The 26,486-nt window shown below is 72.9% G+C and carries 21 protein-coding genes and 1 pseudogene; 7 read left to right on the plus strand and 15 right to left on the minus strand.

Annotated features, from left to right (window positions below; translation table 11 throughout):
* Positions 1-27: 27 nt before the first annotated feature.
* The 7 genes from ACNF49_RS22375 to ACNF49_RS22405 are packed head-to-tail and all read right to left on the minus strand — an operon-like array spanning position 28 to position 8,106.
* Positions 28-1,626: an ABC transporter ATP-binding protein gene (locus tag ACNF49_RS22375; protein WP_482944890.1), complete on the minus strand. Its 1,599-nt coding sequence runs from the start codon at positions 1,624-1,626 to the stop codon at positions 28-30.
* Positions 1,623-2,699 carry a serine hydrolase domain-containing protein gene (locus ACNF49_RS22380; RefSeq protein ID WP_482944891.1) on the minus strand — a complete coding sequence of 359 codons (1,077 nt, stop codon included), beginning with the start codon at positions 2,697-2,699 and terminating at the stop codon, positions 1,623-1,625. The genes ACNF49_RS22375 and ACNF49_RS22380 overlap by 4 nt, the downstream gene beginning before the upstream one ends.
* Positions 2,696-3,874 (minus strand): anhydro-N-acetylmuramic acid kinase, encoded by a 1,179-nt coding sequence (locus tag ACNF49_RS22385; protein ID WP_482944892.1) that lies wholly within the window; start codon positions 3,872-3,874, stop codon positions 2,696-2,698. The genes ACNF49_RS22380 and ACNF49_RS22385 overlap by 4 nt, the downstream gene beginning before the upstream one ends.
* Positions 3,871-4,770, minus strand: coding sequence for an N-acetylmuramic acid 6-phosphate etherase (murQ, locus tag ACNF49_RS22390; protein WP_482944893.1), 900 nt, complete (start codon positions 4,768-4,770; stop codon positions 3,871-3,873). The genes ACNF49_RS22385 and murQ overlap by 4 nt, the downstream gene beginning before the upstream one ends.
* Complete coding sequence (locus ACNF49_RS22395; protein ID WP_357986088.1) at positions 4,767-5,594, minus strand: ABC transporter permease; 828 nt, start codon at positions 5,592-5,594, stop codon at positions 4,767-4,769. Before ACNF49_RS22395 ends, murQ begins: the two co-directional genes overlap by 4 nt.
* Positions 5,591-6,559, minus strand: coding sequence for an ABC transporter permease (locus tag ACNF49_RS22400; protein ID WP_357986085.1), 969 nt, complete (start codon positions 6,557-6,559; stop codon positions 5,591-5,593). The genes ACNF49_RS22395 and ACNF49_RS22400 overlap by 4 nt, the downstream gene beginning before the upstream one ends.
* Positions 6,559-8,106, minus strand: a complete 1,548-nt coding sequence (locus tag ACNF49_RS22405; protein ID WP_357986082.1) for an ABC transporter substrate-binding protein — start codon at positions 8,104-8,106, stop codon at positions 6,559-6,561. The genes ACNF49_RS22400 and ACNF49_RS22405 overlap by 1 nt, the downstream gene beginning before the upstream one ends.
* 86 nt (positions 8,107-8,192) lie before the next feature.
* On the opposite strand from ACNF49_RS22405, the gene ACNF49_RS22410 reads away from it, so the two are divergent.
* The 3 genes from ACNF49_RS22410 to ACNF49_RS22420 all read left to right on the plus strand — a co-directional run bounded on the left by ACNF49_RS22410 (position 8,193) and on the right by ACNF49_RS22420 (position 12,875).
* The gene (locus ACNF49_RS22410; protein WP_357986079.1) at positions 8,193-9,077 is read left to right on the plus strand and encodes a MurR/RpiR family transcriptional regulator; all 885 of its coding nucleotides are present in this window, start codon (positions 8,193-8,195) and stop codon (positions 9,075-9,077) included.
* A 136-nt stretch (positions 9,078-9,213) separates the two neighbouring features.
* On the plus strand, positions 9,214-9,732 hold the full coding sequence (locus tag ACNF49_RS22415; RefSeq protein ID WP_357986076.1) for a peptidoglycan recognition protein family protein: 519 nt from the start codon (positions 9,214-9,216) through the stop codon (positions 9,730-9,732).
* A 203-nt stretch (positions 9,733-9,935) separates the two neighbouring features.
* The gene (locus ACNF49_RS22420) at positions 9,936-12,875 is read left to right on the plus strand and encodes a tetratricopeptide repeat protein (protein ID WP_482944894.1); all 2,940 of its coding nucleotides are present in this window, start codon (positions 9,936-9,938) and stop codon (positions 12,873-12,875) included.
* A 124-nt stretch (positions 12,876-12,999) separates the two neighbouring features.
* Here ACNF49_RS22420 and ACNF49_RS22425 read toward each other — a convergent pair whose 3' ends face one another.
* Entirely contained in the window at positions 13,000-13,401 is a 402-nt protein-coding gene (locus ACNF49_RS22425; RefSeq protein ID WP_482944895.1) for a hypothetical protein, read from the minus strand.
* A 225-nt stretch (positions 13,402-13,626) separates the two neighbouring features.
* Between ACNF49_RS22425 and ACNF49_RS22430 the strand changes: the two genes are divergently transcribed.
* A complete protein-coding gene (locus ACNF49_RS22430) occupies positions 13,627-14,184 on the plus strand; it encodes a dihydrofolate reductase family protein (RefSeq protein WP_357986067.1) in 558 nt (185 codons plus the stop codon).
* 45 nt (positions 14,185-14,229) lie between these two features.
* Here ACNF49_RS22430 and ACNF49_RS22435 read toward each other — a convergent pair whose 3' ends face one another.
* From ACNF49_RS22435 to ACNF49_RS22465, 7 genes and pseudogenes are all read right to left on the minus strand, one after another.
* Positions 14,230-14,766, minus strand: a complete 537-nt coding sequence (locus ACNF49_RS22435; RefSeq protein ID WP_357986064.1) for an NUDIX hydrolase family protein — start codon at positions 14,764-14,766, stop codon at positions 14,230-14,232.
* Between the two features lie 164 nt (positions 14,767-14,930).
* The gene (gene nrfD, locus ACNF49_RS22440) at positions 14,931-15,935 is read right to left on the minus strand and encodes an NrfD/PsrC family molybdoenzyme membrane anchor subunit (protein ID WP_482944896.1); all 1,005 of its coding nucleotides are present in this window, start codon (positions 15,933-15,935) and stop codon (positions 14,931-14,933) included.
* Complete coding sequence (locus tag ACNF49_RS22445) at positions 15,932-16,714, minus strand: 4Fe-4S dicluster domain-containing protein (protein WP_357986188.1); 783 nt, start codon at positions 16,712-16,714, stop codon at positions 15,932-15,934. Before ACNF49_RS22445 ends, nrfD begins: the two co-directional genes overlap by 4 nt.
* Positions 16,715-16,777: 63 nt before the next feature.
* Entirely contained in the window at positions 16,778-20,005 is a 3,228-nt protein-coding gene (fdh, locus tag ACNF49_RS22450) for a formate dehydrogenase (RefSeq protein WP_482945567.1), read from the minus strand.
* Between the two features lie 5 nt (positions 20,006-20,010).
* Positions 20,011-20,301: a hypothetical protein gene (locus ACNF49_RS22455; protein WP_357986058.1), complete on the minus strand. Its 291-nt coding sequence runs from the start codon at positions 20,299-20,301 to the stop codon at positions 20,011-20,013.
* A 103-nt stretch (positions 20,302-20,404) separates the two neighbouring features.
* Positions 20,405-21,813: pseudogene (locus tag ACNF49_RS22460) on the minus strand (rhamnulokinase).
* Positions 21,810-22,823, minus strand: a complete 1,014-nt coding sequence (locus tag ACNF49_RS22465; protein WP_482944897.1) for a LacI family DNA-binding transcriptional regulator — start codon at positions 22,821-22,823, stop codon at positions 21,810-21,812. The pseudogene ACNF49_RS22460 and the gene ACNF49_RS22465 overlap by 4 nt, the downstream one beginning before the upstream one ends.
* 135 nt (positions 22,824-22,958) lie before the next feature.
* Between ACNF49_RS22465 and ACNF49_RS22470 the strand changes: the two genes are divergently transcribed.
* The 3 genes from ACNF49_RS22470 to ACNF49_RS22480 are packed head-to-tail and all read left to right on the plus strand — an operon-like array spanning position 22,959 to position 26,486.
* Entirely contained in the window at positions 22,959-23,276 is a 318-nt protein-coding gene (locus ACNF49_RS22470; protein WP_357986049.1) for an L-rhamnose mutarotase, read from the plus strand.
* A gap of 10 nt (positions 23,277-23,286) precedes the next feature.
* On the plus strand, positions 23,287-24,441 hold the full coding sequence (gene rhaI / locus ACNF49_RS22475; RefSeq protein WP_482944898.1) for an L-rhamnose isomerase: 1,155 nt from the start codon (positions 23,287-23,289) through the stop codon (positions 24,439-24,441).
* 5 nt (positions 24,442-24,446) lie between these two features.
* Positions 24,447-26,486 carry a bifunctional aldolase/short-chain dehydrogenase gene (locus ACNF49_RS22480; protein WP_482944899.1) on the plus strand — a complete coding sequence of 680 codons (2,040 nt, stop codon included), beginning with the start codon at positions 24,447-24,449 and terminating at the stop codon, positions 26,484-26,486.

A 26,486-nucleotide genomic window follows, 5' to 3' on the forward strand; every position in this document is an offset into this window, starting at 1 on the left:
AGGTAGGTCCGGATTTCCAACTTACCATCAGGCGGCCCGTCCAGGGATGGCGGCGAGCAGCTCGCGGGTGTAGTCGGCGCGCGGCGAGCCGAAGATCTCGGCCGCCGTGCCGCTCTCCACGATCCGGCCCGCCTGCATCACGTGCACCCGGTGCGAGATCATCCGGACGACGGCCAGGTCGTGGCTGATGAACAGGTAACTGAGCCCGAGGTCGCGCTGCAGGTCGGCGAGCAGCTCCAGGATCTGGGCCTGGACCAGCACGTCCAGCGCGGAGACGGCCTCGTCGAGCACGACCAGCTCGGGGGAGAGCGCCAGCGCCCGCGCGATCGCCACCCGCTGCCGCTGGCCGCCGGACAGCTCGTGCGGCAGCCGCTCGGCCACCGACGCCGGCAGCGACACCTTCTCCAGCAGCTCGGCGACGGTCCGCGCGCGCTCGGCCGGGGTGCCCACGCGGTGCACGCGCAGCGGCTCGGCGATCGACTTCTCGACCGTGTAGCGGGGGTCGAGCGAGGCGTACGGGTTCTGGAAGACCGGTTGCACCCGGCGGCGGAAGGCGAACAGCTCCCGGCGGCCGAGCGAGGTCAGGTCGGTGCCGTCGAACAGGATCCGGCCGGAGGTGATGCCGTCCAGGCCGAGCAGCAGGTTGGCGGTGGTCGACTTGCCCGAGCCGGACTCGCCCACGACCGAGACGGTACGGCCGCGCGGGATCGTGAAGGAGACCCCGTCCACCGCCGTGAACTCCCCGGCGCCGCCCCGCAGCGGGAACACCTTGCGCAGGTCCTCCACCACGACCAGGTCCTCGGCGCCCTCCTCGGGGCCGGGCTCGGCCACCCGCACCGACGACAGGCTCGGCACGGCCTTCAGCAGCCGCCGGGTGTACTCGTGCCGGGGGTCGGCCAGCAGCTCGGCCGCCGGTCCGGTCTCCACGATCTCGCCCCGGTACATGACGGCCACCACGTCGGCCCGCTCGGCGGCCAGCGCCAGGTCGTGCGTGATGAGGAAGACGGCCGTGCCCATCTCGGCGGTGAGCTGCCCGAGCTGGTCGAGGATGCGCCGCTGCACGGTCACGTCCAGGGCCGAGGTCGGCTCGTCGGCGATGAGCAGCTTGGGCCGGCAGGCCAGGCCCATGGCGATGAGCGCCCGCTGCCGCATGCCGCCGGAGAACTCGTGCGGGTACTGCCCGGCCCGCCGCTCCGGCTCGGGGATGCCGACCATCTCCAGCAGCTCGGTCACGCGCCCGCGCGCGGCCCGGCCGGTGGCGAGGCCGTGCACCTCCAGAGCCTCGGCGATCTGGTCGCCGATGCGCATGAGCGGGTTGAGGTTGGACATCGGGTCCTGGGGCACCAGGCCGATGCCCGCGCCCCGGACGGCGGTCATCTCGCGTTCGCTCACCCCGGCCAGGTCGCGGCCGTCGAACAGCACCTGGCCGGTCGTGATGCGCCCGCCCGCGGGCAGCAGCCGGTTGACCGCGGCGGCCGTGGTGGACTTGCCCGAGCCCGACTCGCCGACCACGGCCACGGTCTGTCCCGGCAGGATCTCCATCGAGACGTTCTTGACGACGGTGACGTCCTGCTTGCGGGTGCGGAAGGCGACGGAGAGGTCGCGGATCTCCAGGAGCGGGGTCATGCGGTCCTCGATCGGTGGGTGATGGCCTGCAGCAGGCCGGTCCAGAGGGCGTCGGTGGGCGTCGGTGCGGCCGTCGTCAGCAGGCGGTTGCCGGCCAGCGCGATCGCGATGTCCCGGCCGGGGACGAACCCGACGGCGCACCCGACGTAGCCCGGGTGGCCGAGCACGGTGACGGTCTCCTCCCGCAGGTCGAGCCGGTAGGTGCGGAAGCCGAGCGCCTGGCCGGGGTCGGGGCCGGGGGTGAAGAACTCGCGGGCGACCTCGGGCCGCCACAGCCGGTCGTGCTCCTCGTAGCGGGACAGCGCGGCGGCGTACCGCAGCAGGTCAGGGACGGTGGAGAACAGCCCGGCGTGCCCCGCCACGCCGCCGAAGGCGTGGTAGGCGTTGCCGTCGGCGACCTGGCCGAGCACGGGCTCGTGCCGCCAGCCGGCGAAGTCCGCGCCGCGGAAGGGCACCGGGTACGGCTCTGAGGTGTCGAGCATGCGCATCTCGACCCGGTCGTCCAGGGCGCTCATGGCCACCTCAGGCCCCGCCGGCCGCGCGTACGTGGTGTCGGCCAGCCCCAGCGGGCCGGTGACCAGCTCGGCCACCGCCCGGTCCAGCGACGTGCCGGTGACGGTCTCGACCACCCGGCCGAGCAGGATGAAGCCCAGGTCGGAGTAGTGCCGTTCGCGGCCGGGCGCGTAGCGCGGGGCGGGCATCCGCGGGTCGAGGTACAGCGGCCACCACTCCCACAGCCCGGCCCGGTGCAGCAGCAGGTCCCGCACGGTGACCTGTTCGGGGCAGCCTCCCGGCAGGTACGCGGCCGCCCGCTCGTCCAGGTCCACCAGGCGGTCGGAGACCAGGCGGACGAGGGCCGTCGTGGTCCCGACGACCTTGGTGACCGAGGCCAGGTCGTGGTACGTGCCGAGGGTCATGGGGGCCTCGCCGGCCAGTGCGCCGCCGTCCGTCCGGCGCACGGTGCGGTGGCCGGTGCACTCGGTCAGGTCGAACCACGGCGTGCGGGCCGCCCGGACCAGGCCCGCGGGCGGGCCGGGCTCGGGGCCGGGCGGCGCGGCGGGGGCCGTGGTCATCGGCGCAGCACCAGCGAGCGCGGCGGCGTGGGCAGCGGGGCGGGCAGGACGAGCGGGCCCGCGCCCGGCGTCAGCGTCCCGAGCACCCGGGCGGCCTTCGCACCCGTGCCGCCGGGGACGGTGCCCGGCAGGCCGTGGGCGGTCAGCCAGCCGATGAGCGCGAAGGCGATGGCCTCCTTGTCGTCGGCAGGGGCGCCGAGCTCGTCGGACAGCGACACCCGCACGCCCGGCAGGGCGGCGCGCAGGCCGTCCATGATGACCGGGTTGCGGCAGCCGCCGCCGGAGACGACGAGCACGCCCACGCCCGCCGCGGCGACGTCGGCCGCCACCGTGCGGACGGTCAGCTCGGTCAGCGTCGCCACCAGGTCGGGGCCGGACGGCTCGCGGCCCGCCCTGGCGATCGCCGCCTCGACGTAGGCCAGGTGGAACAGCTCCTTGCCGGTGCTCTTCGGCGCGGCCAGCCGGTAGTACGGCTCGTCGAGCAGCACGTCGAGCAGGCGCTCGTCCACCCGGCCGGAGGCGGCGATCCGGCCGCCCTCGTCGAAGCCGCGCGGGTTCAGGCCGCGGCCGGCCACCACGGCGTCGATGAGGGCGTTGGCCGGGCCGATGTCGTAGGCGCTCAGGCCGCCGTCGCGCACGACGGTCATGTTGGAGATGCCGCCCAGGTTGAGCGCCGCCGCGCCGCCCGCGGGCCCGTCCTGCAGCAGGCCGCCGAGCAGCAGGTCGTCGAGCACGGAGACCAGCGGGGCGCCGTGCCCGCCGGCGGTGATGTCGCGGATGCGCACGTCCGACAGCACGGCCGCGCCGGTGCGCTCGGCGATCCAGGCGGGCTGGCCGATCTGCAGGGTGCCGCGCGCGTGCGCGCCCTCCACCCAGTGGAAGACCGTCTGGCCGTGGGAGACGATCAGGTCGGCCGGGCCGGCCTGCTCGGCCGCGGCCGCGGCGGCCTCGGCGAAGCACTGGCCGATGAGCGTGTCGAGCACGCACACCTCGGCCAGCGTGACGGGCGCGGGCGGCAGCGCGGCCACCAGCCGGGCGCGCAGTTCGTCCGGGTACGGGGTGCTCGCGGTGTGCAGCACGCGGCCGGTCAGCACGCCGCCGTCCAGCGCGAAGTCGACCAGGGCCACGTCGATGCCGTCGTGCGAGGTGCCGGAGATCATGCCGAGGATCTTCATGCCGGCTCTCCCAGCGCCACGCGCAGCCGTCCCTCGCTGCGGTCCAGCAGCGCCGCGGCCTCCCGCGGGCCGAGCCCGAGCCGGGCGCCGAGCACCGCCTGCTTGACGTTGAAACCATGCTGGTCGAGCACTCGTTCCGCCTCCTCGCGGTCCACGCCGGCGATCGTGCGCACGATCCTGATCGCCCGTTCCCTGAGCTTGCCGTTGCTGGCCTTGACGTCGACCATCAGGTTCCCGTACGTCTTGCCGAGCCGGACCATGACGATGGTCGAGAACATGTTGAGCACGAGCTTCTGCGCCGTGCCCGCCTTGAGCCGGGTCGAGCCGCTGACCACCTCGGGCCCGACCAGCACCTCGATCGCGTGCTCGGCCTCGCCGCTGAGCGGGGTGCCCGGGTTGCAGGACAGGCCGACGGTCAGCGCGCCGCGCTCGCGGGCCCGCCGCACCGCGCCCAGCACGTACGGCGTGCGCCCACTGGAGGCGATGCCCACCACCGTGTCCAGCGGCCCGATGCCGGCCGTGTCGATCGCCGCCGCGCCGGCCACCGCGTCGTCCTCGGCGCCCTCGCACGGGTGCACGATCGCCCGCTCGCCGCCGGCGATGACGGCGAAGACCTGCTCGGGCGGGGTGCTGAAGGTGGGCGGGCATTCGGAGGCGTCCAGCACGCCGAGCCGGCCCGGCGTGCCCGCGCCCACGTAGACCAGCCGGCCGCCGGCCCGTACCAGCTCGGCGGCGGCCTCGATGGCCCGGGTGATCTGCGGCAGCGCCGCGGCGACCGCGGCGGGGACGGTGGCGTCGGCCGCGTTCATGGTCGCGGCGAGCTCGGCCACGCTCATGGTGTCGATGCCCGCGAAGCGCGGGTCGGCCGATTCCGTGGTCAGTTCTGAGAGGTTCACCGCTTGCCTCGGGTTCTGGGGTCGAGAGTGTCACGCAGGCCGTCGCCGAGCAGGTTCAGGCCCACCACCAGCAGCACGACGACCGCGCCCGGCGCGATCAGCGTCCAGGGGGCGATGAAGACCAGGCTGCGCGCCTCGAAGATCATCGAGCCCAGCGAGGGGGCGGGCGGCGGCGTGCCCAGGCCGAGGAAGCTCAGCGACGCCTCGGTCAGCACCGCCCACGACAACGACAGCGCCACCTGGATGACGATGATCGAGGTGATGTTGGGCAGCACGTGCCTGAGCATGATCTGCCAGCGGCTCTGGCCGGTGGAGACCGCGGCCTTGACGTACTCGATCTCCCGGAGGGAGAGCACGGGGCCGCGCGTGACACGGATGAAGATGGGGACGTACACGATCGCGATGGCGACGGCGACCGTGAACCAGTTGCGGTCCAGCACCGAGGCCAGCGAGAGCGCGAGCAGCAGCGGCGGGAACGCGAACAGCACGTTCGTCACGCCGCCGATGGCGCCGTCGGCGAAGCCGCGGTAGAAGCCGGACACCAGGCCGCCCAGCGTGCCGACCACGGTGGCGAAGGCCACCGCGACCACCGCGATGAGCGCCGAGTTGCCGACCCCGGCCGCCACCCGGGAGAAGACGTCCCGGCCGAACTGGTCGGTGCCGAACAGGTGCGTCCCGGACGGCGACAGGAACCGCTCGGGCGGGTTCTGCGCGATCGGGTCGTAGGGCAGCAGCCCGGCGTACGACAGCGCCGCCACCACGGCCAGCACCAGCAGCACGATCGTGCCCGCCAGCATGGCGGGGCTCCTGCGCAGCGCGGTCACGACGCCCTCACCCGCGGGTCGATGATCCGGTACAGCCCGTCGGTCAGCAGGTTGACCAGCACGAACGCGAGCGCGATGACCAGGACCGTGCTCTGCACGACCGCGTACTCCTTCTGCTGGATGCCGAGCAGCACCTGCCGGCCCACGCCGGGCACGGAGAAGATCTGCTCGACCACGACCGCGCCGCCGAGCAGGTAGCCGAACTGCAGCCCGGTCATCGTCACGATCGGCACCAGCGCGTTGCCCAGCACGTGCCTGACCTGCAGGCGGCGCGGCGGCACGCCCTTGGCGCGGGCGGTGCGCACGAAGTCCTCCGAGCGCACCTCCAGCACCGCCGTACGGGTGGTGCGCAGGATCGGCGCGGCGATGCCGAAGCCGAGCACGAGCGCGGGCAGGAACATCTGCTGCAGGTTGAGCAGCGGGTCCTCGGCGAGCGTGGCGAAGCCCTGGCCGTTGGGGTTGAAGCCGAACGACGCCGCGAAGATCGACAGCAGCGTCGTGGCCAGCAGGAACGCCGGGACCGACAGCCCGGCCAGGCTCACGACCTGGCCGAAGGCGTCCCGCGGCGAGTTCGTCCTGGACGCCGACAACATGCCGAGCGGCACGCCCAGCAGCAGCGCCAGCACGATCGAGAACACCGCCAGCTCGAACGTCACCGGCAGCGAGTGCAGCGTCATCTCCAGCACGCCCTGCTGCGAGCGGGCCGAGTAGCCGAAGTTGCCGGTGAGCATGTTGCCCAGCCACGAGAAGAACTGCGTGACCGGCGACTGGTCCAGCCCGTAGTACTGCTCCAGGGCCACGCGCTGCGCCGGGGTGAGCGCGGCCGCCTCCGTGCCGAGCCCCGCGGTGATCTGGTCGCCGGGGATCGCCCGGAGCATGACGAAGACGAACACGGCCACCCCGAACAGGGTGCCGATCGTCGAGGCCACGCGCCGGACGGCCCGGTTGGCGAGGATCCGGCGCATCAGGCGACGGACGTCGTGCGCAGGTACTGCAGCGACCCGCTGACCATCGGTACGAACCCGGACACGTTCGAGGTGGTGCCGGTGTAGGTGTAGCTGGTGAACAGCCAGATCCAGGGCGCGTTGGCCTCCAGCTCGGCCGAGACCTTCTCGTAGATCGCCTTGCGGGCGGCCGGGTCGGTCGTGGCCTTGCCCTCGGCGAACAGCTTGTCCAGCTCGGGCGAGCTGTACCCGGCGACCTTGTTCAGGTTGCCCTTGCTGGTGAAGTAGCGGCCGTAGGAGCCGTCGGGGTCCGGGCGCCCGCCGTTGAGCGCGACGGCGGCGTCGAAGTCGGCCGCCACCCAGCGGTCCACGAACGCGCCGGACTCCAGCACCTCCAGGTCCAGGGTGATCTTCGCCTCGGCGAGCTGCGCCTTGAGGTTCTGGGCCTCGTTCACGGAGGTGGCGTACTCGCCCTGGGAGACGATGGCCTTGACCGTCACGCCGCCGGACTTGCCCGCCTTGCCGAGGTACTCGGCGGCCTTGGCCAGGTCGCGGCTCGGGCAGGGACGCTTGGCCGGGTCGGACTTGAAGGCCGGGGCGGTGATCGGCCCGGTCACCTCGCCCTCGCCGAGCGCGGCGGTGTCGAGCACCTGCTTGCGGTCGATCGCGCACTGGATCGCCAGGCGCACGTTGACGTCCTTGAGGTCGCCGCGCTGCGCGTTGAGCTGGAGGGCATGGTAGCTGAGCTGCGGCGTCTTGGTGACGGTGATCGTGCCGCCGCCCTGCGCGGTCTGGGCGACCAGCGGGTCGTTGAAGACCGCGAGCTGCACGTTGCCCGACTGCATGGCCGAGACGATGGACGACTCGTCCGGGATCACCCGGAACTCGACGCTGCCCACCTTGGGCTTCTCGGCGCCCCAGTACTTGTCGTTCCTGGCCAGCGTCAGCGACTGGCTCGGGACGCGCTTGCCCAGCGTGAACGGGCCGGTGCCGTTGGGGGTGGCGTTGAGCTTCTCCTCGGTGTCGTCGGAGGAGAGCATCGCCATGTTGACGGTGGCCAGGTTCGCCGGGAGCGCGGCGTCGGGGCCGGTCAGCTCCAGCACCACCGTGCTCGCGTCGGGGGCCTCGACGGACTTCACCGACGCCAGCGACGCCCGCGCCACGGCCGCCGTCTTCTCGTCCATGATCTTGTCCAGGGACGCCTTGACGTCCTTGGAGTCGAACGCGCTGCCGTCGCCGAAGGTCACGCCCTTGCGCAGGGTGAGGGTCAGCTTCTTGCCGTCCTCGGCGGTCTGCCACGACTCGGCCAGGCCCGGCACGACGTTCAGGTCCTTGTCGAACTCGGTGAGGGTGCCGTAGATGTTCTGCAACACGTTCACGGCCGTGAACTGGGTGGCCTTCCAGGGGAAGAGCGTGTCGGGGTCGGAGGTCACGCCGACGACCAGGGCGCCGCCGGACTTGCCCGTGGCGCCGGTGCTGGTCGCGGGCCCGGAAGATGATGAACAGGAGGTCAGGGCGATGGACAGCACTGCGGCGGCGCCGATCGCGGAGAGCGCGCCACGGGGCATGTGGTCTCCTCAGGGGCAGTAGGTCATAAAATTACGCAGACCCTACCACTGGTGTACTAAATTTCCTCAACAGGGATGGATGACGAATGGTCGAGGACGACGGAAGCCTGCTGATCCGCATCCGTGCGGCCATGCCCGCATTACGGCCGTCGGAGCGGCGCATCGCCGAGACGTTCACCGGCGACCCGGCCGCCGCCGCGAACCTGTCCATCGCCGAGCTGGCCGCCCGCTGCGCCACCTCGACGACCTCGGTCGTGCGCTTCTACCAGCGCATGGGATACGCCCACTTCAAGGACTTCCGGATCGACCTGACCAGGGCCGCCGCCCGGGAGGAGCTGACCACGTCGAGCCTGCCGGAGGTGTCGGGCGACATCGACCGTCACGACAGCCTGGAGGGCATCGTCTCCAAGGTCGCCACCAACGAGACGCTGTCCATCGCCGACACGGCCCGCTCCCTCGACATGCAGGCCCTGGGCCGGGCGGTCTCCCTGCTGCTGGCCGCGCGCCGGATCGACACCTTCGGCGTGGGCGCGAGCGCGCTGGTCGGCCTCGACCTGCAGCAGAAGCTCTCGCGCATCGGGCGTACCGCGATCAACTGGCACGACGCCCACTCGGCCTGGACGTCGGCGGCCACGCTCGACGCCGGCTGCGTGGCCGTCGCGGTCTCGCACACCGGCGCGACCGTGGACACGGTCGAGTTCCTGGCCATCGCCCGCCGGTCGGGTGCGGCCACGGTGGCGATCACGAACTTCCGCGACTCGCCGCTGGCCGGCACCGCCGACGTGACGCTGACGACGGCCGCCCGCGAGACCCAGTTCCGCTCCGGCGCGCTCGGCAGCCGCATCGCCCAGCTCATGGTCGTCGACTGCCTGTTCACCGGCGTGGCCGCGGCCAGTTACGACGAGTCGATGGCGGCCCTGCGCAACACGTACGCGGTCGTCCACGACCGCACGGTGCACAAGCGGGGGTGAACCGGTGCGGGGGCGGCCTGACCAGCATGGAAGTCTTTCTTTGGCGGCACGTGAACCTAGTGACAAAAAGTGATGACACGGCTACTTTAAGTTGACATTCTGGTGGCGAGGCATCGTCTACCAGGAGAGACACCACATGCAGCTGATCACCCGTGCCGACTGGCACGCCAAGAAGCCCACCACCAGCTACACCCGGCTGGCCTCCACCCGAGGCGTCAAGATCCACTACACCGGCGGGAAGGTGCCCTCCGACCTGCCGGACGCCGACAACCACGACAAGTGCGTCGACCTGGTCAGGGACATCCAGCGCATGCACATGTCCGGCGGACGCGGCGAGACCTACATCGACCTCGGCTACAACATGGTGTGCTGCCCGCACCGGCGCACCTTCATGGGCCGGGGTCCGCACCACCTGCCCGCCGCCAACGGCCCGGGGCTCAACTCCGGCCACTACGCCGTGCTCGCCCTGCTCGGCAACACCGGGTTCACCGAACCGAACGACGACCTGCTCAACGCCCTCGTCGACGCCATCGAGTACCTGCGCGAGCACGGCGACGCCGGCGACGAGGTCAAGGGCCACCGGGACGGCTACGACACCGACTGCCCCGGCGACCCGCTCTACCACTGGGTACGAGGGGGCGCCGAACGCCCCTGAGACGGTTGGAGCAGGTGCTCGCCGGGTCGAAGCAGGACGGGCGCAGGCAACCGCCCCCGCGCTCGCGCTCGTCCTCCGCGCTCGCCCCCCGGTAGGGAAGCGTGGCACCTCGCCGCAATCCGTCGCGACGGCCGGTCCGCGAGGACTGTAACGCCTTCGCTACTTCCGCTCCGCTTCCACCGGTTCGAGGGCACCCTGGAGACATGTCGAAGACGTCGGCCGGCGACCAGGGCGTCGATGACACGATGACCACCCCGGGGGATCCCGAGGAGCTGCCGGACGTCCAGATGGACGGCACCGCCCGGGAGCAGGGCCGGGTCTACCAGGCGGTCGGCGACCAGACCATCAACGAGATCTTCCAGCAGGACCCGCGGCGGTCGCTGCCCCCGGCCGGCGCCGTGCGGGTCCCGGCCGGGCTGTCCGGCCTGCCGCGCCCTCCCGTGGCGGCCTTCGTCGGGCGGGACGCAGCCCTGACCGCCCTGCGCCGGACGCTGCGGGACGCCAAGGGACCCGGCGTGATCACCCAGGCCGTGCTCGGCCTGGGCGGCGTCGGCAAGAGCGAGCTGGCCCTGCAGTACGCCCACCACCACCGTCATGACCACGACCTGGTGTGGTGGATCGACGCCGACGGCCCCGACCGGATCCGCGCCGGGCTGGCCGCCCTGGCCCGGGCGCTGACGTGCGCCATCGATTCGGTGGCCGCCGAGCAGGCCACCGTGGAGGAGGCCGCCGCCTGGGCGCTGAGCTGGCTGGCCGCCCACCCCGGCTGGCTGGTCGTCCTCGACAACATCGAGGACGTCGCCGACGTCGAGCCGTACCTGGCCCGCCTGGCCCACGGCCATGTGCTGATCACCACCCGCCGCGACATCGGCTGGCAGCGCCTGAACGTCACCCCGTTCCGGCTGGAGCTGTTGCCGCGCCCGGCCGCGATCGCCCTGCTGGCCGGCCTGGTCGGCCCGCCGGACTCCGCCGACACCGGCCGGCTGGGGGAGCTGGCCGAACAGCTGGGGGACCTGCCGCTCGCCCTGGCCCAGGCCGGCGCCTACATCGCCCGCACTCCCCGCATGACCCTGGCCGCCTACCTGGAGCTGCTGACGACCGTCCCCGCCCGGATGTACGGCGCCGCGACGGCCGGAGTCGACGCCGAACGCGTGGTGGCCAAGGTGCTGACGCTCAGCCACGCCCGCATCGCCGCCGTCAACCCGTTCGCGATCGACGTGCTGAACCTGCTGGCCTGCTTCGCCCCCGACAACCTGCCCTGCTCCGTTCTGGACGGCCTGCCCAAGGCCGACCCGTTGCAGGTCGGCGAGGCGCTGGCACTGCTGGAGTCCTACAGCCTGATCACCGTCGTCCCCGGCCGGGCGGAGGATCTGGTCAGCGTCCACCGGCTGGTCCAGGCCGTCACCTTGCACCAGCTCACTGCCGGCCGGTGTGCTCAGGTTCGTGACACGGCCAGGGACCTGGTCCTGGCCGCGCTCCCCGACGATCCGGGCACGATCGACGCCTGGCCCGCCTACCAGGCACTGTTGCCGCACGCCCGGAGCATGCTGCCACTGGACTCCCCGGGCATGCATCGGGTGGCCACCTATCTTGCCGCGAGCGGTGACTACACCGCTGCCGTCCAGCTTGAGCAGGAGCGCTACACCCACGCGGTGGCGACACTGGGCGCCGAACACCCTCGGACCATGGCCTTTCAGCACAAGCTCGCCATCTGCACCGGGCAGGCGGGGGACGCGTCCGCCGCCCGTGACCAGCTCGCCGCCCTGCTGCCTGTCCGCGAACGTGTGCTGGGGGCCGAACATCCCAGCACCCTGGCCACCCGGCACAACCTCGCCGACTGGACGGGCCAGACGGGGAACGCCGCCGCCGCCCGCGACGGGCTGGCCGCCCTGCTCCCCGTCGAAGAACGGGTCCTGGGGGCGGAACACCTGGGCACCCTGGCCACCCGGAACCAGCTCGCCCGCTGGACGGGACAGGCGGGGGACGCGGCCGCCGCCCGCGACCAGTTCGCCGTCCTGCTGCCGGTCCGCCAACGTGTCCTGGGCGCCGAGCACCCCGACATCCTGGCCACCCGGCACAATCTCGCCGACTGGACGGGGCAGGCCGGGGACGCGGCCGCCGCGCGCGACCAGCTCACCGCTCTGCTCTCCGTCACAGAACGCGTTCTCGGCGCCGAACATCCCGCCACCTTGACCACCCGGCACAATCTCGCCTACTGGACGGGACAGACAGGGGACACGGCCGCCGCCCGCGACCAGCTCGCCGCCCTGCTCCCCATCCGCGAACGCGTCTTGGGCCTGGAGCATGCCAACACCCTGACCACCCGGTACAACCTCGCCGACTGGACGGGACGGTCAGGAGACGCGGCCGCCGCCCGCGATCAGTACGCCGCTCTTCTGCCCGTCGAAGAACGCGTCCTGGGCGTCGAACATCCCAGCACCCTGACCACCCGGAACCAGCTCGCCCGCTGGACGGGGCGGGCGGGGGACGCGGCCGCCGCCCGCGACCAGTGCGTGGCCCTGCTCGCCATCCAGGAACGTGTTCTGGGCGCCGAACACCCGGGCACCCTGGCCACCCGGCACAACGTCGCGTACTGGACGGGGCAGGCCGGAGACCCGGCCGCCGCGCGTGACCAGCTCATCGCCCTGCTCCCTGTCCGCGAGCGCGTCCTGGGGGCCGAACATCCGGGCACCCTGGCCTCCCGGAACCAGCTCGCCCGCTGGACGGGGCAGGCGGGGGACGCGGCCGCCGCGCGCGACCAGCTCACCGCTCTGCTCTCCGTCACAGAACGCGTTCTCGGCGCCGAACATCCCGCCACCCTGACCACCCGGCACAACCTCGCCTGCTTCACCGGGCAGGCCGGAGCCGCGTCCGCCGCCCGCGACCAGCTCACCGCCCTCCTCCCCATCCGGGAACGTGTCCTGGGCGTCGAACACCCCGCGACCCTGGCCACCCGAAACCAGCTGGCCGACTGGACCGGGCAGGCCGGAGCCGCGTCCGCCGCCCGCGACCAGCTCGCCGCCCTGCTCCCCATCCGCGAACGCGTCCTCGGCGCCGACCACCCCCACACGCTGATCACCAGGGACAAGCTCACCGACTGGGCAGCGCAGGCGGTGGAGGAGACGGAGCCGAGTATGGGATGACGGTTCCTCGCCCGGTGAGGCCGCGCACAGAAGGGCCGGGTCAACGCCGGAGGCCGCCATGGACGTCCATGGCGGCCTCCGGGCTGGTCATGCCGCTACAGCGGCCCGATCGCGGGGAAGGTGGTCACCACTTCTCCCACTCGCCCGTCTTGAAGCACTTCATCGCCCAGTAGGCGAGCTTGGACGGCCCCGTCCAGCCCACGTAGGGCGCGTGTCCCTGCACGCAGCGCATCTTCTTGATCGTGACCGGCTCCCACCTGCCGTGCGAGCACGCCGGGACCAGCTTCTTGATGACCGGCTTGCCGCACAGCCACCGGACGCTGGGACGCGGGCCGGCGGCCTGCGTCCACGTGGCCGTGACGGCCTGCGCGGAGACCGGGACGGCGGAGACGGTGGCACTCACCGCCGAAGCGGCCGAAGCGGCCGAAGCGGCCGAAGCGGCCGAAGTGGCGGGTGTCCCGGCGGACAGCGCCAGCGCGAACGCCCCCGCCGCAGCCGCCGTCCCGAGCTTGGTGATCGTCCTCATGGCGTCTTCCTCCTTTGTCGTACCGGATGTCGTACGGGCAAGTTAGGGCGGCGGACGTTGAGTTCCCGTTGAGGATCCGTGCAAGACCAGGCCCGCGGGGATGGGCCGTCCTCAGGGGCCGGCGGCCGGCGCGATGAGTTCCGAGGCGACCGGTGGTCTGAGTGTGTGTGGGTGACCGACCACACCGACCGGCGGGGTCCGGGACGGAGCACATGGAGGCATCGGATGCGGAAGTTGATCTTGGGTTTCTACGTCTCGCTCGACGGCAAGAGCGCGGACGGGGACAACGGGATCCGGGACGTCATGATGAGCATCGACGACCCGGAGCAGGAGGAGTACTTCGTCAGCCGGCTGTGGGAGGCCGGGGCCTTCCTCATGGGCCGCAACACCTACGAGATCATGGCCGGATACTGGCCGGGCTCCGACCACCCGTCCGCCAGGGCGATGAACGAGATCCCCAAGGTCGTGTTCTCCCGCACCCTGAAGTCGGCCGACGACTGGCCCGAGACCCGGATCGCCGCCGGTGACACGGCGGAGGAGATCGCCAAGCTCAAGGCCGAGCCCGGCAAGGACCTCGTCGCCGCCGGCGGCACCGCGTTCATGCACTCCCTGATCAGGCTCGGCGTGGTCGACGAGTACCGGTTGTGGGTGCTGCCCGCCGTCACCGGCAGGGGCGCGCCGCTGTTCCCCGAGCTGGACCAGGCGGTGAACCTGCGCCTGGTGAAGAGCACGACCTTCCCGTCGGGAGTCCTCGAACTGGTGTACGTGCCGGCCGGCACGTAAGGCCCGGCGGCGGTCACCCCGACGCCGGGTCGTACCGGAGTGGCGCTAGACCAGCCGGCCCACGTGGGCCAGCGCCTGCTTGAGCAGCACCCCCTGGCCGCCGGTCATCTCCTGCTGCACGGCCGGCGAGGACGCCTCCTCGGGAGTGAACCAGACCAGGTCCAGGGCGTCCTGGCGGGGACGGCAGTCACCGGCCACGGGCACGATGTAGGCCAGCGACACCGCGTGCTGGCGCGGGTCGTGGTACGGCGTGACGCCCGGCGTCGGGAAGTACTCGGCGACGGTGAAGGGCTGCGGCGAGACGGGGATGCGGGGAAGGGCGACGGGCCCGAGGTCCTTCTCCAGGTGGCGCATCAGCGCGTCGCGGATGCGCTCGTGGTGCAGCACCCGCCCCGAGACCAGCGCCCGGCTGACCGTCCCGTCCGCCGCGATCCGCAGCAGCAGGCCCACGCGGGTCACCACGCCGGTCTCGTCGACCCGTACCGGCACGGCGTCGATGTAGAGGATCGGCAACTGGCCGCGCACCGACTCGAGCTCTTCGGGTGCCAGCCATCCAGGCGCGGTTTCGGTCTTTTCGGTCATCTGCCGATCGTATGCCCCACGCCGCCACTGACAGCGTAAGCCCCACCGACCGATCCCCGGACGGGGTCAGGCCCGCCTGGCCGGCCTGCTCCTGCCCGCGATCCAGGACGCCGTGCAGACGACCAGCACGATACCCATGAACGGCAGGTACTCGGCGACTCTTCTCATGACAGATCACGCTCCGCTCTCGACTTGGCGAGCCGCCGGCGTTGCGGCTCGACGGTGTACCGGGGGTCGCACGCCGAGGCCGTCCCGGCGTGGAAGATCCCGAACCGGGTGCACACCGACCCGGCCAGCAGGGCCGCCCCCGCGGCCACCGCCGCGACCCTGCTGCGACCGCCCATGCCCTGACCGAGCAGGGCGCCCGCGACCGACAGCGCCTGGCCCGCCCTGAGCAGGCGGCTGCGCCGCAGCGGCTCGGCGGTCAGGCCCATCCGGCGTTCCATGCGGACGGCCGCCGCGCACTCCAGGGCCGCCCCCAGCACCGCCGCCCGCCGGGCCGGGGCCGCCTGCGCGACCGGCGCGGCCAGCATGCCGAGCCCGCCCGCCGACGCGGCGGCCGAGCCCGCGAACAGGAACGGCATCTCCCTGAACCCGTCGTGCCAGGCCGGGACGGCGGTGTCGCAGATCAGCGCGGCGGTGTAGGTGGCCAGCGCCGGCCCGGTCAGCCCGGCCCCCACCGTGGCCGCCCGGCCCAGCCGGGGGAACAGCCCGGTCACCCCGGTGAACGCGGCCAGCCCGGCCTGCGGCCCGTACGCGGTCAGGATCCAGGTGCCGACGCTCATCGGCGAGGTCACCTTGAACACCCGCAACATGTTCAGGAAGCGCGACGGCTTGCCCAGGTCGTGGATCAGCGCGTACAGCGAGCCGCCGACCGCGCCCAGGGCGGCGACCTTGGCGGCGCGGGCCAGCGCCGGGCGTCCGGTCAGCTCGGCGGCGGCGGCCAGCGTGGAGGAGGCGCCGGCCAGGCCGCCGAGGAACAGGTAGCCGGCGATGTCGTGGTCGCTCCAGGGCGTGCTGTTCAGGACCGGCAGGCCGTAGTAGGAATCGGCCTCCGGCTCGGGCGGCCGCAGGGAGCGGCTGCCGCGGCCCGCCGATCCGGGCGTGGCCTCGCGCTCGGTGCGCAGGCCGGGCGCGTCGTCCAGGCGCACGTCGGTCTGGTTGCTCATCCGCCCCTCCTCCAGGCCGCCGCGGCGGCCATCCCGGCCAGCAGGACCAGCGCCGCCGCGCCGGCGTGCCGCCACATCGACGGCAGGTCCGCGGTGGTCACCACGGGGTCCGGCGGCAGGCCGTACACCTGTGGCTCGTCCAGCAGCAGGAAGAAGGCGCCGGTGCCGCCCACGCCGTCGGCGGGGTCGTGGCCGTACAGGCGGGCCGAGGACACGCCCGCCGCGCGGACCTGCTCCAGCCGGCGGTCGGCGCGCTCGCGCAGCTCGTCCAGCTCGCCGAACTGGATGGAGTCCGTCGGGCACGTCTTGGCGCAGGCCGGCTCCTGGCCGACCTCCAGCCGGTCGTAGCACATCGTGCACTTGGCGGCCGTGCCGGTCTCCGCGCGCCTGCCGATCACCCCGAACGGGCAGGCGGGCACGCAGTAGCCGCACCCGTTGCAGACGTCCTCCTGGACGACGACCGTGCCGTACTCGGTGCGGAACAGCGAGCCGGTCGGGCAGACGTCGAGGCAGGCCGCGTGCGTGCAGTGCTTGCACACGTCGGAGGCCATCAGCCAGCGGAAGTCCAGGTCACGGGCGCCGGTCTCCTGGTGGCCCAGCGGCTTGCGCTGCTCGACGAACGCCACGTGCCGCCAGGTGTCGGCGCCGAGCCCGACGGAGTTGTCGTAGGACATGCCGGTGAACAGCAGGCCGTCCTCCGGCACCTCGTTCCACTCCTTGCAGGCCACCTCGCACGCCTTGCACCCGATGCAGACGCTGGTGTCGGTGAAGAAGCCCATGCGCCTGGGCGGGTCGTCGTAGCCGGCGTCGAGCGGCGCCTGGTCGAGGTCGAAGGCCACGGCTCACACCTCCGTTCCGGTGTCCTCGGTGACGCCCGCCCGCCGCCGGTAGGCCAGCACCAGCTCCGGCAGGGCAGGCCCGCGCGGCCTGCGCCCGGGGCGGATGTCCGCCGACAGGGCCTTGACCTCCTGGATGTGGGAGTTGGGGTCGAGCGAGATGGCCGCCAGCTCGTTGGCCGCGTCGCCGGTGGCCAGGCCGTTGGGGCCGAAGTGGAAGGGCAGCCCGATCTGGTGCAGGACCTTGCCGTCCAGGTGCAGCGGCGCCATCCGGTCGGTGACCAGCACGCGGGCCTCGATGGCGCTGCGCGCGGTGATGATCGTGGCCCACTCGCCGTGCACGAGCCTGCGCTCGGCGGCCAGCTCGGGCGAGACCTCGCAGAACATCTCCGGCTGCAGCTCGGCCAGGTACGGCGTGTGCCGGCTCATGCCCCCCGCCGTGAAGTGCTCGGTCAGCCGGTACGTGGTCACCACGTACGGGTAGACCGACGCGCCCGGTTCGGCCCCGCTCGGCTGGTAACGGTTGTCCTCGTGCCGGTAGAGCTTGCGGGCCGGGTTGCGCTGCCGCCCGTAGAGCGGGTTGGCGACCGGCGAGTCCTGGGGCTCGTAGTGGCTGGGCAGCGGGCCGTCCACCACGCCCGAGGGGGCGAACAGCCAGCCCTTGCCGTCGGCCTGCATGATGAACGGGTCGATGCCCGACAACGCCGCCGGGCCCTGCGCCCCCGGCCCCGGCCGGTAGGACGGCGGTTTGCGCTCCTCGAAGTCCGGCACGTCGAGACCGGTCCAGCGGCCGGCGCCCTCGTCCCACCAGACGAGCTTCTTGCGCTCGCTCCACGGGCGGCCGTCCGGCGCGGCCGAGGCCCGGTTGTAGAGCACCCGCCGGTTGGCCGGCCACGCCCACGCCCATTCGGCGGCCACCCAGTCCTGCTCGGCCGCCGGCCTGCGGCGGGCGGCCCGGTTGACGCCGCCGGCGTACACGCCGCAGTAGATCCAGCAGCCGCACACCGTCGAGCCGTCGTCCTTGAGCTGGGTGTAGCCGTCGAGCGGCCGGCCCTCGGCGTCCCAGCCGTTGATCTCGGCGAGCACCGCCTCGGCGACCGGCTCGGCCGTCTCGCCCTCGACGGGGTAGTCCCAGGTGAGGTCGAGCAGTGGACGGTCCATCGGGTCGGCGGAGCCGGCCAGCTTCTGCCGGATGATCCGCCCAAGGTGGTACATGAACCACAGGTCGCTGCGCGCGTCGCCGTCCGGCTCGACGGCCCGGTGGTGCCACTGCAGCCAGCGGTTGGTGTTGGTGAAGCTGCCGCTCTTCTCGGTGTGGGCCGCGGCGGGGAAGAAGAACACCTCGGTGCCGATCCCGGACGTGGTCAGCTCGCCCGTCTCGATCTCGGGGCCGTCCTTCCACCAGGTGGCGCTCTCGATCAGGTTGAGGTCGCGCACCACCAGCCAGTCGAGCTTGGCCATGCCCAGGCGTTGCATCCGGGAGTTGGCCGAGCCCACGGCCGGGTTCTCGCCGAGCAGCAGGTAGCCCTTGCAGGTGCCGTCGAGCTGCGCCAGCACCGTGTCGTACGTGCTGTGGGAGCCGGTCAGGCGCGGCAGGTAGTCGAAGCGGAAGTCGTTGTCGCGCGTGGCCGCCGGCCCCCACCACGCCTTGAGCAGGCTCACCAGGTAGGCGGGCATGTTGGCCCAGAAGCCGCGGCAGGAGGCGTCGGCGCGCAGGAAGTCGCGCATCTTCTCGTGCTCGTGGGCGTGCGGCATCGGGATGTAGCCGGGCAGCAGGTTGAACAACGTCGGGATGTCGCTGGAGCCCTGGATGCTGGCGTGCCCGCGCAGCGCCTGGATGCCGCCGCCGGGGCGGCCGATGTTGCCGAGCAGGAGCTGCAGGATGCTGGCCGTGCGGATGAACTGGGCGCCGTCGCTGTGCTGCGTCCAGCCCACCGCGTAGACGAACTCGGCGGTCCTCTCCGGCCCCGAGTTCTCCGTCAGGTGGCGGCACACCTGGGCGAACAGCTCCGGCGGCACCCCGCACACCTGCTGGACCATCTCGGGCGTGTAGCGGGCGAAGTGGCGGCGCAGCACCTGCAGCACGCAGCGCGGGTGCCGCAGCGTCTCGTCGCGCCGCGGCTCGCCGCCGAGCGGGACGCCGGTGCCGCCCTGCACCTCGGCGCGGCCGGCCGGCATGCTGCCCGCCGGGCGGTCGTAGTCCTCGTCCCGCTCGCCGGAGGCGGCGACGGTGTGCATGCCCTCGTACTGCCAGGTGTCGTCCTCGTAGCAGCGGTGCTCGGCGTCGAAGCCGGAGAACAGGCCGTCGAGGTCCTCGGCGTCGCGGTAGTCCTCGCGCAGGATGGTCGCCGCGTTGGTGTAGTGCAGGACGTAGTCGCGGAAGAACAGCTCGTTCTCCAGCACGTGGTTGACGATCGCGCCGAGGAAGGCCACGTCCGAGCCCGCCCTGATCGGCACGTGCAGGTCGGCCAGCGCGCTGGTCCGGGTGAAGCGCGGGTCCACGTGGATGACCACCGCGCCGCGAGCCTTGGCCTCCATCACCCACTGGAACCCGACCGGATGCGCCTCGGCGAAGTTCGACCCCTGGATGAGCACGCAGTCGGAGTGCTGGAGGTCCTGCAGGAACGTCGTGGCCCCGCCGCGCCCGAACGACGTGCCGAGACCCACCACGGTCGAGCTGTGGCACACCCGCGCCTGGTTCTCGATCTGCACCACGCCGAGCGCGGTGAGCAGCTTCTTGATGAGGTAGTTCTCCTCGTTGTCCAGCGTCGCGCCGCCCAGGCTGGCGATGCCCATCGTGCGGGCCACCCGGCGGCCGTTGTTCTCCCACTCCCAGGTCGCCCGGCGGGTGGCGATGATCCGGTCGGCCACCATGTCCATGGCGGTCTCCAGGTCGAGCTCCTGCCAGTCGGCGGCGTACGGCGGGCGGTACAGGACCTTGCGCAGCCGGTCCTCGCCGGTGGTGAGCTGGAGGCTGGAGGCGCCCTTCGGGCACAGCCGCCCCCTGCTGATCGGGGAGTCGGGGTCGCCCTCGATGTGCACGACCTTCTCATCACGGACGTAGACGTTCTGGGCGCAGCCCACCGCGCAGTACGGGCACACCGACTTGACCACGCGGTCGGCGGCGGCCGTCCGGGCCGGGTGCGCGCCCGTGCGCGGCGACTTCACCGCGGCCGCCCGGCCGAGCCTGTCCTTGCCGGTGAGCTGCCGCAGCAGCGGCCAGGAGAACCCCATGCCGCTCACGCGCCCGTCTGGCGCATGCGCCGGTCGCTCCAGGCCCGCTCGCGCATCCAGGCATGCACGTCGCCGCGCTCGACCGGCCCGACCTCGCGCGGGTTGACCAGGTGCTGGGTACGCCCGGCCAGCAGGCCGGGCCGTCCCCGCCGGCGCGCCACCGCGTCGCTCCCGTCGGCCGGCACGCCCGTCGCGATCAGATACGCGCGCCCCGCGGGCACGCCCAGCAACCTGGCGATCTCCGCGTAGTCCAGCCCCTGCGACAGCAGCCGCAGCACCCGCTCCTTGCTCGGCATCGTTCCCCCCGGCGCCCGTTCCCCCCGGTCCCGGTCCTCCCCCTCGGGGGTAGGCGGAAACCCGAAGTCCCACGTCAAAGGCGTATTTGGGGACAGTTTGGCGTCAGGCCAGGCGGGCGGCGGCCTCCGTCCAGGCGGTGGTGTCGCCGGAGGGCTCGTACCGGCGCAACTCCTGCGTGGCGGACACCAGCGCGCGCATCCCGGCCAGGTCGGCGACCAGCCCGGCCGTCCGCGCCTGCACCAGGACGTTGCCGAGCGCGGTCGCCTCGGCCGGCCCGGCCACCACCGGCAGCCCGCAGGCGTCGGCGGTGAACCGGCACAGCAGTTCGTTGCGCGACCCGCCGCCCACCAGGTGCACGACCTCCACCTCGCGGCCCGACAGCTCCATCGCCTGCCGGATCGCGTTGCGGTGCCCCAGCGCCAGGCTCTCCAGCACGCAGCGCACGAAGCCCGCGGGCGTCGAGGGCGGCCGCTGCCCGGTGCGGCGGCACTCGGCGGCGATCCGCGCGGGCATGTCGCCCGGCGGCAGGAACACCGGCAGGTCGGGGTCCACCACCGCGGCGAAGGGACGTTCGCGCGCGGCCGCCGCCAGCAGGTCCTCGAGCGAGGAGCCGGGCCAGGCCCGCAGGCACTCCTGCAACAGCCACAGCCCCATGACGTTGCGCAGGTAGCGGACCGTGCCGTCGATCCCGGCCTCGTTGGTGAAGTTGGCCGCCCGGCCCGCCTCGGTGAGCACGGGGGCGGGCAGTTCCACCCCGGCCAGCGACCAGGTGCCGCACGAGACGTAGGCGAACGCGGGCCCGGCGGCCGGCACGGCGGCCACGGCCGAGGCGGTGTCGTGGGAGGCCACCGCCCGCACCGGCGCCGAGAAGCCGATCTCCGCCGCGACGTCGCGGCGCACCCCGCCGATCGGCTCGCCCGGCTGCCGCAGCCGGGGGAAGATCCCCCGGGCAGGCCCAACCGGTCGATCAGCGGCACCGCCCAGGACCGGGTGCGCACGTCGAGCAGGCCGGTGGTCGAGGCATTGGTCACCTCCGCGCCGATCTCGCCGGTCAGCCAGTAGCCGATCAGGTCCGGGACGAGCAACATCGTCGCGGCCCCGTCGAGCCGGTCGGCCAGGAGCTGGTAGACGGTGTTGAACGGGAGCACCTGCAGCCCGGACACCGCGTACAGCGCCTCGGCCCCGATCAGCTCGGCCACCTGCCCGGCCACCCCACGCGTACGGTCGTCGCGGTAGTGGACCGGGTTGCCGAGCAGCGCGCCGGTCTCGTCGAGCAGGCCGTAGTCGACGGCCCACGAGTCGACCCCGATCGAGGTGACCGGCCCGGCCGCGCGCAGACCGGCGAGGATCTCGCGGTAGAGGCCCAGGACGTCCCAGTGGAGGCGGCCGGCCAGGCGGACCGGGCCGTTGGGGAAGCGGTGGACCACGGACGTGGCGAGCCCGTCCGACAGGTCGGCGACCAGCACCCGGCCGCTGGAGGCGCCCAGGTCCACGGCGGCGAATCTGCTCATTGGGTGGACTCCCTCGCGACCAGTTCGGGCTGGAACATGATGTGCTGGTGGGCGTGCTCGTCCGGGTTGTCGCACTCGTCCAGCAGCAGCTCGGTGGCGATGCGGCCGAGCTGGTACGTCGGCTGCCGCATCGAGCTGAGCGACACGGCCGAGGCGGCGGCGAACTCGATGTCGTCGTAGCCCATCAGCGCCACGTCGTCGGGCACCCGCACCCCGGCGCGCAGCAGGGCCCGCAGCACGCCCAGCGCGAGCAGGTCGTTGGCGCAGAACACGGCCTCGGGCAGGCCGTCCGCCATCAGGTCGGCGGCGGCCTTCTCACCCGCGCGGGCGGTCATCGCGGCCGCCTCGACCACCCGCAGCGAGGCGGGGTCGAGCCCGGCCGCCGCCAGCGCCTCCGCCGCGCCCCGCCGCCGCTCGACGCACTGGCGCACGGTCAGCGGCCCGCTCACGTACGCGACACCGGCCGCACTCCCGTGCCCGCCCCTGGCCAGCAGGTGCGCCACCGCGGCCCGGCCGCCCGCGACGTCGTCCACCGCGACCGCGCACTGGTCGGGCCGGTGGGCCGGATGGTCGACGAGCACGACGCTGATGCCGCGCTCGCGCAGCCGGTCCAGCCGGGCCGGGTCCTCGCCGGACGGGGTGATCAGCACGCCGCGCACCCGCTGCTCGGCCAGCACGCCCAGATTGCGCTCCTCCTTGTCCGGGGAGCCGGCCGAGTTGCCGAGGATCACCGCGTAGCCCAGCTCGCTGGCGACGTCCTCGACCCCGGCGGCGACCTCGGTGAAGAACGGGTTGCCGATGTCGATGACGCTCAGGCCGATCGTCCTGCTGTGGCCGGCGCGCAGGGTCGAGGCCGAGCCGTGCCGGACGAAGCCGAGCTCGCGGATCGCGGCCTCCACCCGTTCGCGGGTCGCCGGGGCGACCTTCGCCGGTCTGTTCAGGACGTTGGAGACCGTCCCGGGGGAGACGCCGGCGCGGGCGGCGACGTCCTTGATGCTGACCATGGCCATGGCGCCACATTAAAACGTACCAACGACGAGGTTGGCCAGTCCCGCCGATCTGGCGGCGCCGGACGCATTGACAGCGCCCCCGTGTGATCGTAGTTTCCTCCGCGACGGATTAAAACGTTTTGAAGAGGGGTGACCGTGCGACGCGTCTGCTTCCTGCTCAAGGTCCGTCCCGAGCGGCTGGCGGAGTACCGCGAACGCCACCGGGCCGTCTGGCCGGACATGCTCGACGCGCTGCGCCGCGCCGGCTGGCACAACTACTCGCTCTTCCTGCGCGACGACGGCCTGCTGGTCGGCTACCTGGAGACCGCCGACTTCGAGGCCGCCAGGAAGGCGATGGCCGCCACCGAGGTCAACGCGCGCTGGCAGGCCGAGATGGCGCCCTTCTTCGAAGACCTCGACGGCCGGCCCGACGAGGGCATGCGGCCGCTGGACGAAGTGTTCCACCTGGACTGATCGGGGAGTCATGACCACTGACCTCAAGGCCGCCCTGCGCGCGCTGCACATCGAGACGCCGTCGTGGGCGTACGGCAACAGCGGCACCCGGTTCAAGGTGTTCGCGCAGCGGGGCGTGCCGCGCGACCCGTACGAGAAACTGGCCGACGCCGCCCAGGTGCACGCCCACACCGGCGTCGCGCCCACGGTCGCCCTGCACATCCCCTGGGACAAGGTGGCCGACTACGGTCACCTGGCCGCCCACGCCCGCGAGCTCGGCGTCGGCATCGGCGCGATCAACTCCAACGTCTTCCAGGACGACGCCTACATGCTCGGCAGCGTCACCAACCCCGACCCGGCGGTCCGCCGCAAGGCGCTGGCGCACCTGCTGGAGTGCGTGGACATCATGGACGCCACCGGCTCGGCCACCCTCAAGCTCTGGTTCTCCGACGGCACCAACTACCCCGGCCAGGACGACATCCGCGCCCGCCAGGACCGCCTGGCCGAGGCCCTGTCCGCGGTGTACGCCCGGCTCGGCGAGGGGCAGCGCTTCCTGCTGGAGTACAAGCTGTTCGAGCCCGCCTTCTACACCACCGACGTGCCCGACTGGGGCACCGCCTACGCCCACTGCCTCAGGCTCGGCCCCAAGGCGCAGGTCGTCGTGGACACCGGCCACCACGCGCCGGGCGTCAACATCGAGTTCATCGTGGCGTTCCTGCTGCGCGAGGGGAAGCTCGGCGGCTTCGACTTCAACTCCCGCTTCTACGCCGACGACGACCTCATGGTGGGCGCGGCCGACCCGTTCCAGCTCTTCCGCATCATGTACGAGGTCGTGCGCGGGGGCGGGCTGGCGGCGGGCGTGGCGTTCATGCTCGACCAGTGCCACAACATCGAGCCCAAGATCCCCGGCCAGATCCGCTCGGTCATGAACGTCCAGGAGGCCACGGCCAAGGCGCTGCTCGTCGACCGGGACGCGCTGGCCGCCGCCCAGGCCGGGGGAGACGTGCTGGGCGCGAACGCCGTGCTCATGGACGCCTACAACACCGACGTGCGGCCGCTGCTCGCCGAGCTGCGCGCGGAGGCGGGCCTCGCGCCCGACCCGATGGCCGCGTACGCCAAGTCCGGATATTTCGAGAAAATCGCTGCCGAGCGCGTCGGCGGCACGCAGGCCGGCTGGGGGGCCTGACCACCATGGACGTCATCAACGAACTGCTGGACCGCTCCCACCGCCTGGGCGCCGACCCGCGCAACACCAACTTCGCCGGCGGCAACACCTCCGCCAAGGGCCGCGCCCCCGACCCGGTCACCGGCCAGGACGTCGACCTGCTCTGGGTCAAGGGCTCGGGCGGCGACCTCGGCACGCTCAAGGAGGCGGGCCTGGCCGTCCTGCGCCTGGACCGCCTGCGCGCGCTCGCCGCCGTCCACCCCGGCGTCGAGCGCGAGGACGAGATGGTCGCCGCCTTCGACTACTGCCTGCACGGCAGGGGCGGCGCCGCCCCCTCGATCGACACCGCCATGCACGGCCTGGTCGAGGCCGCCCACGTGGACCACCTGCACCCCGACGCCGGGATCGCCCTGGCCACCGCCCGCGACGGCGAGGAGCTGACCCGGCGGGTCTTCGGCGACCGCGTGATGTGGGTGCCGTGGCGGCGGCCCGGCTTCCAGCTCGGCCTGGACATCGCCGCCGTCAAGGAGGCCAACCCGCAGGCCATCGGCTGCGTGCTCGGCGGCCACGGCATCACCGCCTGGGGCGCCACCTCGCAGGAGTGCGAGGCCCGGTCCCTGGAGATCATCCGCACCGCCGAGGAGTACCTGGCCGCGAACGGCCGCCCCGACCCGTTCGGGCCGGTGCTGCACGAGCCGCTGCCCGAGGGCGAACGGCACGCGCGGGCCGCCGCGCTGTTCCCGGTCGTGCGCGGGCTGGCCTCGTCCGACGCGCGGCAGGTCGGCCACTACACCGGCACGCCGGAGGTGCTGGACTTCCTCTCCCGCGCCGAGCACCCGCGCCTGGCCGCGCTCGGCACGTCCTGCCCTGACCACTTCCTGCGCACCAAGGTCGCCCCGCTGGTCCTGGACCTGCCGCCGGACGCGCCCCTGGACCAGGCGGTCGCCCGGCTGCGCGAGCTGCACGCCGCCTACCGCGCCGACTACACCGCCTACTACGAGCGCCACGCCACCCCGGACTCGCCGCCGATGCGCGGCGCGGACCCGGCGATCGTGCTGGTGCCCGGCGTCGGCATGTTCTCCTTCGGCAAGGACAAGCAGACCGCCCGCGTGGCCGGCGAGTTCTACGTCAACGCGATCAACGTCATGCGCGGCGCCGAGTCCGTCTCCGCCTACGCGCCCATCCCGGAGTCGGAGAAGTTCCGGATCGAGTACTGGGAGCTGGAGGAGGCCAAGCTGCGCCGGATGCCGAAGCCGAGGCCGCTGGCCGGGCGGGTGGCGCTGGTCACCGGCGCGGGCTCGGGCATCGGCGCGGCGACCGCGCGGCGGCTGGCCGCCGAGGGCGCGTGCGTGGTGCTCGCCGACCGCGACCCGGCCGCCGCCGGGAAGGTGGCCGCCGAGATCGGGGCCGGGGCGTACCGGGCGTCCGACGTCGCGGTGGCCGTGGAGGTGGACGTCACCTCCGAGGAGCAGGTGGTGGCCGCCGTACGGGCCGCCGTTCTCGCCTTCGGCGGCGTGGACCTGGTGGTCAACAACGCGGGCCTGTCGTTGTCGCGCTCCCTGCTGGAGACCAGCCTGGACGACTGGGACCTGCAGCACGACGTGATGGCGCGGGGCTCGTTCCTGGTCTCCAGGGAATGCGCCCGGGTGCTGATCGACCAGGCGATGGGCGGGGACATCGTCTACATCTCCTCCAAGAACGCCGTCTTCGCCGGGCCGAACAACGTCGCCTACGGCGCGGCCAAGGCCGACCAGGCCCACCAGGTCCGCCTGCTGGCCGCCGAGCTGGGCGAGCACGGCGTCCGCGTCAACGGCGTGAACCCCGACGGCGTGGTGCGCGGCTCGGGCATCTTCGCCTCCGGCTGGGGCGCCAACCGCGCGGCGGTGTACGGCGTGGAGGAGGAGCGCCTGGGCGAGTTCTACGCCCGGCGCACCCTGCTCAAGCGCGAGGTCCTGCCCGAGCACGTGGCCGCCGCGGTCTACGCGCTCGCCGGGTCCGACCTGACCCACACCACGGGCCTGCACGTCCCGGTGGACGCGGGCGTCGCCGCCGCCTTCCTCAGGTGA

Source organism: Actinomadura sp. ATCC 39365, assembly GCF_054392275.1.

Bases quoted from the DNA above. Each gene is read 5' to 3' on its own strand.
- ACNF49_RS22375 (WP_482944890.1), bottom strand. From the start codon at position 1,626: ATGACCCCGCTCCTGGAGATCCGCGACCTCTCCGTCGCCTTCCGCACC.
- ACNF49_RS22380 (WP_482944891.1), bottom strand. From the start codon at position 2,699: ATGACCACGGCCCCCGCCGCGCCGCCCGGCCCCGAGCCCGGCCCGCCC.
- ACNF49_RS22385 (WP_482944892.1), bottom strand. From the start codon at position 3,874: ATGAAGATCCTCGGCATGATCTCCGGCACCTCGCACGACGGCATCGAC.
- ACNF49_RS22400 (WP_357986085.1), bottom strand. From the start codon at position 6,559: ATGCGCCGGATCCTCGCCAACCGGGCCGTCCGGCGCGTGGCCTCGACG.
- ACNF49_RS22405 (WP_357986082.1), bottom strand. From the start codon at position 8,106: ATGCCCCGTGGCGCGCTCTCCGCGATCGGCGCCGCCGCAGTGCTGTCC.
- ACNF49_RS22410 (WP_357986079.1), top strand. From the start codon at position 8,193: ATGGTCGAGGACGACGGAAGCCTGCTGATCCGCATCCGTGCGGCCATG.
- ACNF49_RS22415 (WP_357986076.1), top strand. From the start codon at position 9,214: ATGCAGCTGATCACCCGTGCCGACTGGCACGCCAAGAAGCCCACCACC.
- ACNF49_RS22420 (WP_482944894.1), top strand. From the start codon at position 9,936: ATGTCGAAGACGTCGGCCGGCGACCAGGGCGTCGATGACACGATGACC.
- ACNF49_RS22425 (WP_482944895.1), bottom strand. From the start codon at position 13,401: ATGAGGACGATCACCAAGCTCGGGACGGCGGCTGCGGCGGGGGCGTTC.
- ACNF49_RS22430 (WP_357986067.1), top strand. From the start codon at position 13,627: ATGCGGAAGTTGATCTTGGGTTTCTACGTCTCGCTCGACGGCAAGAGC.
- ACNF49_RS22435 (WP_357986064.1), bottom strand. From the start codon at position 14,766: ATGACCGAAAAGACCGAAACCGCGCCTGGATGGCTGGCACCCGAAGAG.
- nrfD (WP_482944896.1), bottom strand. From the start codon at position 15,935: ATGAGCAACCAGACCGACGTGCGCCTGGACGACGCGCCCGGCCTGCGC.
- ACNF49_RS22445 (WP_357986188.1), bottom strand. From the start codon at position 16,714: ATGGGCTTCTTCACCGACACCAGCGTCTGCATCGGGTGCAAGGCGTGC.
- fdh (WP_482945567.1), bottom strand. From the start codon at position 20,005: ATGGGGTTCTCCTGGCCGCTGCTGCGGCAGCTCACCGGCAAGGACAGG.
- ACNF49_RS22455 (WP_357986058.1), bottom strand. From the start codon at position 20,301: ATGCCGAGCAAGGAGCGGGTGCTGCGGCTGCTGTCGCAGGGGCTGGAC.
- ACNF49_RS22465 (WP_482944897.1), bottom strand. From the start codon at position 22,823: ATGGCCATGGTCAGCATCAAGGACGTCGCCGCCCGCGCCGGCGTCTCC.
- rhaI (WP_482944898.1), top strand. From the start codon at position 23,287: ATGACCACTGACCTCAAGGCCGCCCTGCGCGCGCTGCACATCGAGACG.
- ACNF49_RS22480 (WP_482944899.1), top strand. From the start codon at position 24,447: ATGGACGTCATCAACGAACTGCTGGACCGCTCCCACCGCCTGGGCGCC.